This window comes from Mailhella sp., from assembly GCF_057866825.1.
On record NZ_DBMAHT010000080.1, the window covers coordinates 1 to 9045 of the forward strand.

Annotated in this window: 8 protein-coding genes and 1 tRNA gene; 3 read left to right on the forward strand and 6 right to left on the reverse strand. The window is 59.4% G+C overall.

Translation table 11 applies throughout. The annotated features are described in order from the left end of the window. Nucleotides 1–892: M20/M25/M40 family metallo-hydrolase (locus ACZM96_RS07770; RefSeq protein WP_489488364.1), on the reverse strand; the 892-nt coding region annotated here is incomplete at its 3' end. A 619-nt stretch (nt 893–1511) separates the two neighbouring features. Here ACZM96_RS07770 and ACZM96_RS07775 point away from each other — a divergent pair. Next, nucleotides 1512–2591: an alpha/beta hydrolase gene (locus ACZM96_RS07775; protein WP_489488365.1), complete on the forward strand. Its 1080-nt coding sequence runs from the start codon at nt 1512–1514 to the stop codon at nt 2589–2591. A 78-nt stretch (nt 2592–2669) separates the two neighbouring features. On the opposite strand, the gene ACZM96_RS07780 is transcribed toward ACZM96_RS07775, so the two are convergent. From ACZM96_RS07780 to ACZM96_RS07795, 4 genes are all read right to left on the reverse strand, one after another. Beyond that, nucleotides 2670–3365, reverse strand: coding sequence for a FadR/GntR family transcriptional regulator (locus tag ACZM96_RS07780; RefSeq protein ID WP_489488366.1), 696 nt, complete (start codon nt 3363–3365; stop codon nt 2670–2672). A gap of 136 nt (nt 3366–3501) precedes the next feature. Next, nucleotides 3502–4599: an iron-containing alcohol dehydrogenase family protein gene (locus tag ACZM96_RS07785; protein ID WP_346664637.1), complete on the reverse strand. Its 1098-nt coding sequence runs from the start codon at nt 4597–4599 to the stop codon at nt 3502–3504. Between the two features lie 805 nt (nt 4600–5404). Further along, nucleotides 5405–5480, reverse strand: a tRNA-Ala gene (locus ACZM96_RS07790). Nucleotides 5481–5632: 152 nt separating this feature from the next. Continuing rightward, nucleotides 5633–6595, reverse strand: a complete 963-nt coding sequence (locus ACZM96_RS07795; RefSeq protein WP_489488367.1) for an NAD(P)-binding protein — start codon at nt 6593–6595, stop codon at nt 5633–5635. Nucleotides 6596–6818: 223 nt separating this feature from the next. On the opposite strand from ACZM96_RS07795, the gene ACZM96_RS07800 reads away from it, so the two are divergent. Continuing rightward, on the forward strand, nt 6819–7358 hold the full coding sequence (locus ACZM96_RS07800; RefSeq protein ID WP_489488369.1) for an NADPH-dependent FMN reductase: 540 nt from the start codon (nt 6819–6821) through the stop codon (nt 7356–7358). Nucleotides 7359–7544: 186 nt separating this feature from the next. Here ACZM96_RS07800 and ACZM96_RS07805 read toward each other — a convergent pair whose 3' ends face one another. Then, a complete protein-coding gene (locus tag ACZM96_RS07805) occupies nt 7545–8009 on the reverse strand; it encodes a pyridoxamine 5'-phosphate oxidase family protein (RefSeq protein ID WP_489488371.1) in 465 nt (154 codons plus the stop codon). Between the two features lie 175 nt (nt 8010–8184). On the opposite strand from ACZM96_RS07805, the gene ACZM96_RS07810 reads away from it, so the two are divergent. Beyond that, complete coding sequence (locus ACZM96_RS07810; RefSeq protein WP_489488372.1) at nt 8185–8997, forward strand: ADP-ribosylglycohydrolase family protein; 813 nt, start codon at nt 8185–8187, stop codon at nt 8995–8997. The last annotated feature ends 48 nt before the right edge of the window (nt 8998–9045 follow it).

Here is a 9045-nt window from a genome sequence, read left to right on the forward strand (position 1 = left end):
CGAGCACCGTGAAGGAGGCCGAGGTGCCGGGCAGAGGCGTTTGGGCGCACAGGCGCTCAAGGTTTTTCAGGGCGTCTTCGTAGTCGGCATTGGACAGGTAGCGCAGGCCGAGAGAGATGGAGCAGCTGTCGGGAATGATGTTGGAGCCCGTGCCGCCCGTAATTTTGCCGCAGTTGAACAAATTGCCGTCCGGGGTGGTCAGCGCTTCCAGACTTTCCACCAGACGCGCCGCCGTGCGTATGGCGCTCGCGCCCATTTCGGGATTGCGTCCCGCGTGGGCGGCTATGCCTTTCACGTCGATGCGGATCACGGCTCCGCCCTTGCGCTGTGTGACGACCTCATTGTTCATGGAGCCGCTCTCGCAGTTGAAGGCAAACGCGCAGTCTGCGCATTCCTGCTCGAAAAGCTGCCCGCCGAGGCCGCCGGACAGCATGTGTCCGCTTTCCTCGTCGCTGGAAAGGATCAGCTTGATCTGGCGGTCATGGTAGCGGCAGGCTCTGAGGGCCTTGACGGCAAAGAGCGCAATGACGATGCCGCCCTTGCAGTCGAAAACGCCCGGGCCGTACAGCTTGTCGCCGTCCTGCCGGAACAGTTCGGGCCAGCTTCCCGCAGGATGCACCGTGTCCATATGGGCAATCAGCGCAATGGGACGCTGCGTTCCCTGCCGTGTGCAGGCCGTCAGGGCGTCGCCGGCTCCGTCGTAGTGCGTTTTGCGGCACGCCATGTCCATGGCGTCGCAGTAGGTGTCGAGATGGCGGGCCAGGCGGCTGACGGCGTCCTTGTCGGCGGAGGGAGTTTCCATTTCCACCAGCCTTTTCAGAAGCTGGAGCATTTCCGCCTGCCTGCCGTCGAGGTATGCCATGGCCTCGCGCCACAAAGTCCTGTTGTTCATAGTCAGCCGCTCTTGAGATTTCCTGGGAAAAAGATGGCCCAGAGTATCCGCATACCTGAAAATGTTCAAGAGCAGAAGCAATATGAGAATACTTTTACAAACAGTGTCGAACAGAAGATATTTTGTGATATAAATGACAAATAAAGTCTTCTAAAGAAACATTGCGTTGGTGTCGCGTACCGCATGCGTCCTTGTAAAGACGCGCGACGTCACAGACAGCGATGCAATTATGTACTGTGTTCGCCCGCATCGCGAGCCGGTTCGAAGAGGAGAGCGCCGGACGCATCGTGGGAAGGGCCGAGTTCGTCGATCGGGGGGGGCGATGGGCGGCTGGCGAGGTTTGCCTGACTTGAGGCGGCTTCGTCCCACATGCCGGCGGCGGGAACGATTCTGACCGGTCGCCGCTTCCCGCATTTCGGCGGGAGATTCTTGCCGGAGCTTGCGTCCAGGCGGGCAGTGGGGCGTGCACAGGCGTGTCGTACAGCAGATTGTCATGCCTTTCAGGCATAGTATAATATTTGATATAAGTATTTGCTATACATGGGCGTTTTCTTTATCAGAGAAGCAACAGATGTGAACATCCTCATGAAGTCGGGCCTGCGCCCGGGGAGAATGCCATATGAAAAAAGTAAGCAGCGTGGCCATGAGCGCGATTATCGGCATTACGGCGTTTGCCGGATCTTCGATGATGGCTCAGGAACAGGCGTTTGCCGGCAGCACTGCCGGGGAGGGTAAGACAATGACGCTGGAACAGAAGTGGGACAAGACGTTTCCCCAAAGCAGCAAGGTCGATCACAAAAAGGTGACCTTCGTCAATCGTTACGGAATCACGCTGGTCGGCGATCTCTACATTCCGAAGCAGACAAGCGGCAAGCTTGCGGCCATTGCGGTGAGCGGCCCGTTCGGCGCCGTGAAGGAACAGGCGTCCGGTCTGTACGCGCAGACCATGGCCGAAAGAGGCTTTCTGACGCTGGCCTTTGATCCTTCCTACACCGGAGAGAGCGGCGGCGAACCGCGCAACGTGGCGTCTCCCGACATCAATACCGAAGATTTCAGCGCGGCAGTGGATTTTCTGACCACCCTGGACAACGTGGACGCGGAACGCATCGGCATCATCGGCATCTGCGGCTTCGGCGGCATGGGCCTCAACGCCGCGGCCATGGATACGCGCATCAAGGCCACCGTGGCATCCACCATGTACGACATGAGCCGCGTCACGGCCAACGGCTATTTTGATTCCATGGACGCCGACGCCCGCTATGAACTGCGCCGTCAGCTCAACGCGCAGCGCACGCAGGACGCCCGTTCCGGCAAGATAGCGCCCTCGCAGAACAGACTGCCCGACGCCCTCAAGGGCGACGAGCCGCAGTTCGTGAAGGATTACTTCAACTACTACAAGACGCCGCGCGGATTCCATCCCCGCTCCGTCAACTCCAACGGCGCATGGAACGCGACCTCTTCTCTGTCGTTCATGAACATGCCTCTGCTGAGCTATGCGGGTGAAATACGCAGCGCCGTGCTGCTCATTCACGGCGAAAAGGCGCATTCGCGCTATTTCAGCGAAGACGCCTTCAAGAAGCTCAAGGGCGACAACAAGGAACTGATGATTATTCCCGGCGCGAGCCACGTTGATCTGTACGACAGAACGGACATCATTCCCTTCGACAAGATAGAGGCGTTCTTCAAAGCCAATCTGTAAGGACAAACGTTTTGCCGGTGAGGCAGAGCGCATAAAAAATCCCCGCTTCGTCAAAGGCGTCGAAGCGGGGATTTTTTATTATTCGCCGGTTCTTGTCGGCGTCAGGTTCAGGGCATCCATGATGTGAAGAATGTGTATCTTCATGGCGCTGCGCGCGCCTTCGGCGTTTCTGCTGACCATGAAGTCGAGAATGAGCTGATGATCGTAGCGGCTGCGGTGCAGGGCTTCGGGATGACGGGGGGCGAGGTCCATGGCCTGCTCGAAGGCTTCCTGGAGCACGGGCATGAGCCGGTTCATGAATTCGTTGTGCGTGGCCCGGGCGATGGCGCGATGGAAGGTTTTTTCGTCTTCCAGAAGGCGCGGATCCTCGGGATCGCCGGAGGCGATGCGCTTGGCGAGCTCGCAGATGTGCATCATTTCGCTTTCCGTGGCGCGGAGCGTGGCGTAGTAGGCGACCTCGGGTTCAAAGATCATGCGCATTTCATACACGGATTCGGCGCTGCCTTCGGCGGTCGGAACGTCGTGCAGTTCGCGGAACGAGCGTTCCTTGAAGTCTTCGCGCACGTAGGTGCCTCGGCCTCGTCGTATTTCCAGAACGTTGCGGGCGGCGAGCATGCGTATGCCCTCCCGCAGAGTGATGCGGCTCACGCCGAGTTGGCTGGCGAGTTCCAGTTCATTGGGCAGCTTGTCGCCCGGCTTGAGGGTTCTGTCCACGGTAATCATGGACAGAATGCTTTCAGCCACTCTGTCGGACAGTCGTTCTGTTTTTTTCAAGATAAGCTCCGGCAAGAGCGTTTCCGCTCGGTCTTTGCGAAAACGGCCGGACGGACGGCATGATTCCGTCTCCGGTCGTTTTCGCCTGCGCCGCGAGGCGCGTGTTCATGAGGGGCAGGCAGAGGCTGCCGGGGTATCAGTGATTCTTCTTGTACTCCCGGCCGCAGCGGTTCTGTTCCCTCATGCTTTCGATGAAGGCTTCCAGCGTCACGCCCTTCGGACGATAGGCCCATTCGGTGGAAGTCACCACCTTTTCGCCCATGGCTTCAAATTCGCTTTCGTCGATTTCCACGTCGTCGAAGCACACCGGGAAGCCCATGCTGGCGTTGAAGGCCATGATGGCGTCGCGCTCTTCATACTTCTTGTCAAAGGTGAGCAGGCACAGAACGCCCAGCGCGACGATTTCGCCGTGCAGGTGCTTGTGTCCGTTCTTCGTTACGGTGGCGCCGTAATAGACGCAATGCGCCAGAGAAGAGTTGTAATAGTACTCGGGCGTATGCGTGGTCATGTTGGAAACTATACCCGTGGAAATGATGATGTCCAGCGTTACCTGCTCCAGTTCGTGGGAAGGCTTCTTGTTGCGGCAGGCTTCGAGGGCTTTGGCGCCGAAGCGGATCAGCGGGCTCGTGCACACATGGGAGAGCTGCACGCCCATGAGCGGCGTGTGGCTCAGTTCCACGCCCTTGCTGGAGAACACGGCTTCGCATTCCTTGGAAAGCGCGTCGCCGATGCCGGCCCAGAGAAGCTGATAGGGCGAATCGGCGATGATGTCGGAATTGATGAAGGTGTGATTCGCCATCTTGGGATAGTAGTATTCACGGAAGCTGCCGTCGGGATTGTAGATCACGCAGATGGACGTGACGGAGGCGCAGTTGCTGGCCACGGTGGGGAAGCAGAAGAGCGGCTTGTCGAGTTCGTTGGCCACGTACTTGCCGGTATCGCAGGCGCGGCCGCCGCCGACGGCAAAGATCATGTCGGCGTTTTTGACGGATTCGGTTTCCATGAGCATTTTGCCGTTCTCGTAGGTGGAGTCGCCGCCGAACCAGACAAAGTCGGTAATGGTCACATGGGTTCCTTCCACGGCCTTCAGCAGGGCGTCATGGGCCTTGGACATGGCCGTTTTGCCGCCGATGACCACGGCAGTGTTGCCGTAATGGCGGGTGACGTGAGCTATTTCGTTGTAGCAGTCGGAACCGATGGAGTAGTTCGGAAGAAACATATTGTAATGAGACATGACCTTCTCCTGTGTTTTCATTTTCGTTTCGGGGAACGGCTTTCCCGGAACGGTTCTGATGTAACCGCTCTGATGTCTGATGTCAACATTTGTTGTCTGTTTTCATTTTTTAACCCGGGGATATTCTTCCATGTTCTGTGTCCTTTTCTGCGGCGGGCGTTTTGCTGCAACGTCTGACATCGCTTGTGCAGCAGGGCTTTTTGAGAAAAGACGTCTGCGGTCTGCTGACCTGTTCTGGCGGGAAGATTCAGCAAAAAAAATTTTTGCGATGCCTTTTTAGGCGAGGGAACTTCGTCTCTGTTGGGGGAGTCATGGAACGGGAATGTTCCGAACGGGAGGAATTGGAAGCCTCGGCGCAGTGCGGCAGGCTCGGCGCTGACGGGGACAAGTCGGGAAGATGCGGGAAAAGGCCGTCTGCCGGGACGTGACGGCTGAAATAACAGCGTCGGGGGCAGGGGGGAGAGGGAAGGCTCGCCCCGCGGACTTTATGCATGGGCGGAGGGCGCGATGGGATCGGATGGCCTCGGCCATGCTGAGCGCGTGCGGGGCAGGCGTCGGCAAGAGAAGGGCGGACGAAGAGGCGAAGCACAGGGGCTGCCGGGCATGCGTTCCGGCGTTTCTTTTGTGCTCGGACGTCCGCAGGAAGGAAGCGTTGTTTCTTCTGGTAAAGGGCTGACGGCGGCCGAATGGAGTTTGTGGATGAGCCGTGGGGATATCGTTCCCCAAGGGGGCAGGGGAAAATAAAGCACGAAAAGGGGAAAATAAAAAAAGCGGTCGGACATTGTCCGACCGCTGATCGTCATGGTGGTGGAGATGAAGAGATTTGAACTCTCGACCCCTGCCTTGCGAAGGCAATGCTCTCCCAGCTGAGCTACATCCCCACATGCTGGCCTCGCGCCAACGGGACAGACTCTAGAAAAGCCGGCCGGGATTGTCAAGCGTTAATTGAAACTTTGCGTAAAAAGACAAAGGCGCGGCGTACAAACCGAAAGTTCTTTGCCGGGAAGCCGGCCGGGCGTCACGGGGCGGGGAGTCATACTGTTTGAAGGCAGGAGAGGCATTGCTGTGCCCCGCGGCGGAGAGAGGACTCTGCCTCTTCCCTGGGCCGGAGCTCCTGTGCGGAGGCGTTTTCCGGGGAGCATGCTTTCCCGGCAAGGGATGACGCCGAATCTTTGGTTTGAACGGAAGACGCTTCGTTTTCTCCGATCGCGGAGCCAGCGGCCAGTGCGGCCTTTCTGGCCGCAGCCATGGACTGCAGCGCGCCCAGGCCCTTCTGGTTTTTCACGCAGGTTCCTGCGGCAAAAAGATTCCCTTCAACGCGGCCTTCGGCGTCTGCGGGCAGTACGGCTCCCTTGCCGCAGGTGCAGAAGACGAGGTCGAAGCTGTTGCGGAGCTTGCTGAGTTCGGCCTGTCCCACAGGGGAGGCGCAGCGAAATTCGATGCCCGAGCGGGAGAGCATGGTCAGGGTGCGCTCCACGATGTCTGCGGGAACCGCGGGAGAAGGCGCAGCCGGAGCCGAGCTTGATTCCTGCACGGGGGCGTGGAGCAGTGTGACTCCGGCCGAAGACGCGGCTTCGAGCACGACGACGGCGCACCCCTGTTCGCGCAGCGTCCAGGCTGCCTGAAGACCTGCGGGGCCGGAGCCTATGACGACGGCGCGCGTTCCAGAAAAGGGCATGGAGAGAGGCTGGAACAGTATGTCGCCGTAGTGTTCTGAAAGATGCTTCAGCATGCGGGCGATGAACGGTTGGTCGCTTCCCTTGGGACAGCTCGCCTGAGCGCCGGGATCGCCGAGCGCGGCGAGGATGCCTCCGAATGGCGTTTCTTTCCGCAGGGCCAGAGCGGCTTCCCGTTCTTTGCCGGCCGCCATGAGACGGGCAGGCATGCCGTAGTTGATGCCGAGCAGGGAACCGCGCAGGCAGGGCGGCGTAGGTTCCTGACGTTTTTGTTCACAGGCGTCGGAGAAAAGAGAGTCGTGCGGTTCGGGAGCGTTCATGAAGGCGAATTCCTCTGAGTTCAGGTGGAGCGGCCTCGGACGCGCGTCTTGTGATCGGGCGCGCATGGCGCAGCATGATTTGCACATAGAGCCATAATCCTGTTTCCGTCAAGACGCCGCTGCGCCGGGCAGGGATGCCGGAGCATGTCGACGCTCGGCAGAGATCATTGCTTTTCCGCTTTTTTCGGAGCTATATGGAAGCAGAACCTTTCAGGAGGAACATATGTCTGAAAAAAGATTTCACGGTATCTGTGGAAGCCTCCGGGCGTCTTCCCGCAACATGGGGCTGCTGCGCTGCGCTAAGCAGGTCATGCCGGAAGGCGCAACGCTGGAGATTGCCGATATTTCAGAGCTTCCCTTCTATGCGGAAGACAGGGAAAAAACTCCGGCCGTCAATGCGTTCATCGACCAGGTGAAGCAGGCGGACGGCTTTGTGCTGGCCGTGCCGGAGTACAACTATTCCGTGGCCCCGGCGCTGAAGAATGCGCTGGACTGGGCTTCCCGGGAGAAAGGAAACATCATGGCCGGAAAAAAGGCGGCCCTGATGGGAGCCGGCGGCGGCATGGGCACGTCCCGGGCGCAGTATCATCTGCGTCAGACGTGCGTATATCTTGACCTGCGCGTGCTGAACAAGCCGGAAATTTTTTCCAACGCCTATTCCGACGCCTTTGCGGAGGACGGCTCCGTGGCCGACACGGAAGCCGGTCGGGCGCTGCGCGCCAAGGTGACCGAGCTCATGCAGGCGCTGTGCGGCCAGGCGTAGAGTGCGGCGGCGTTGCCGCTGCGGCACAAGAAAGATACAGGCGGCGTTTCTTCGTCTTGGGCCGCGTAGGACGCCGCGGCCTGCCGGAAACGCCGCCTGTGCAACGCGTTGTGTTCATGACGATTTTTGCAAACAGGATGCGCGAATCGTCGACGTTCGTTTTGCAAAGATCGTTGTCTGATGCGTTCAGTCGGCGTGTTCCGGGGGAAGATTTTTCTTGCCGTTCATGGAAACGATGCTGATTTTGATTACGGCGGTGCGCGACAGCATGTCCGCGGGAACGGGCAGCGTGCAGCGGCTCCGATATTTTTTGGCCAGAGCAGCCAGAGCCGCCTGTTTTTCCTCGTCGTCTTCAACAAGGGCGGCGCGGCCTTCGCCGTAAAGGCTCAGATATCGGGTCGTCGCCTGTTCCCTGTCGATGTCGAGAACTTCATGCACGGAAAAGCCCGTGCCGGGGTTCTTCATGAGGCAGTCCAGCTTGCGGCCTTCCGTGGCGCAGTGAACATAGATGGCGTTGTTCATGTACACAAAGTTGACCGGAATGACGTACGGAAATTCTCCGGCGTGAAAGGCCAGAGTCATGACGTCGGCCCGATCAAGCAGATCGGTGAAAAAGCTCTGTTCGCAGCATTCTCTGTCGTGGCGTCGCATGGCGTTCTCCTGAAATAGGTTGTGGATGGAGTCTAAAAGAAGGCGTGCGCCTTGTCAATCGCTCGCGTCTGACGGATACTGCGAAGGTAGGAGAGTCGGCGCGGGCTGGCTGGCCTGCGGCGTCTGCGTTTTTGTTTGTGAGGGGCGTTTTGCCGGAAACAAGGAGCACGAGAGCATGATCGGAGCGATTATCGGCGATATTGTGGGATCCCGCTTTGAATGGCACAACTGCAAGAGCAAGAATTTTCAGCTTCTGACGCCGGAATGCCGCGTGACGGACGACAGCGTGATGACGCTGGCCGTGGCCGACGCATTGCTGAAAAGCGACGGAGACAGGGAAAGTCTTTCGCGTCATGCCGTGGAGTCCATGCAGGCTTTCGGCAGACGCTGGGCGCGCGGCTGTTACGGCGGTCGCTTTTCCCGCTGGCTCATGAGCGATCATCCGCAGCCCTACGGGAGCTTCGGCAACGGTTCGGGCATGAGGGTGAGCCCGTGCGCGTGGGCGGCCGTTTCGCTGGAGGACGCGCTGGACATGGCCGATCGGGTTACCCGCGTGACGCACGATCATCCGGAGGGCCTGCGAGGGGCCGAGGCCGTGACGGCGGTCATCTGGTATGCCGGAAAGGGCGAAAGTTCCGGGGCCATACGCAAAATAGTGGAGGAATCCTGGTACAGGCTCGATTTCACTCTGGATGAGATTCGGGATGACTATGGATTCGACGTCAGCTGTCAGGGCTCCGTGCCGCAGGCCATTGAGGCGTTTCTGGAAGCGGACAGCGTGGAGGACGCGGTGCGCAACGCCGTTTCCCTCGGCGGAGACAGCGATACCATCGCCGCCATGGCGGGCAGCATGGCGGAAGCGAGGTTCGGCGTGCCTGCCGACCTTCGGGCGCAGGCGCTCTCGTATCTGGACGCGCCGCTTGTGGACGTGCTGGAGCGCTTCGAGCGGCGTTTTCCCGTGTCGTTTCCGGCAGCGCCGAGCGTTTAGGCTTCGCCCTCCGGCGTGTAGGGAGCGCTTTCGGGGCGGAGCCTTAGG

What these genes read in the sequence shown, in the direction of transcription:
- ACZM96_RS07805 (WP_489488371.1), bottom strand. Translation starts at nt 8,009, where the DNA reads ATGCGACGCCACGACAGAGAATGCTGCGAACAGAGCTTTTTCACCGAT.
- ACZM96_RS07810 (WP_489488372.1), top strand. Translation starts at nt 8,185, where the DNA reads ATGATCGGAGCGATTATCGGCGATATTGTGGGATCCCGCTTTGAATGG.
- ACZM96_RS07785 (WP_346664637.1), bottom strand. Translation starts at nt 4,599, where the DNA reads ATGTCTCATTACAATATGTTTCTTCCGAACTACTCCATCGGTTCCGAC.
- ACZM96_RS07775 (WP_489488365.1), top strand. Translation starts at nt 1,512, where the DNA reads ATGAAAAAAGTAAGCAGCGTGGCCATGAGCGCGATTATCGGCATTACG.
- ACZM96_RS07795 (WP_489488367.1), bottom strand. Translation starts at nt 6,595, where the DNA reads ATGAACGCTCCCGAACCGCACGACTCTCTTTTCTCCGACGCCTGTGAA.
- ACZM96_RS07800 (WP_489488369.1), top strand. Translation starts at nt 6,819, where the DNA reads ATGTCTGAAAAAAGATTTCACGGTATCTGTGGAAGCCTCCGGGCGTCT.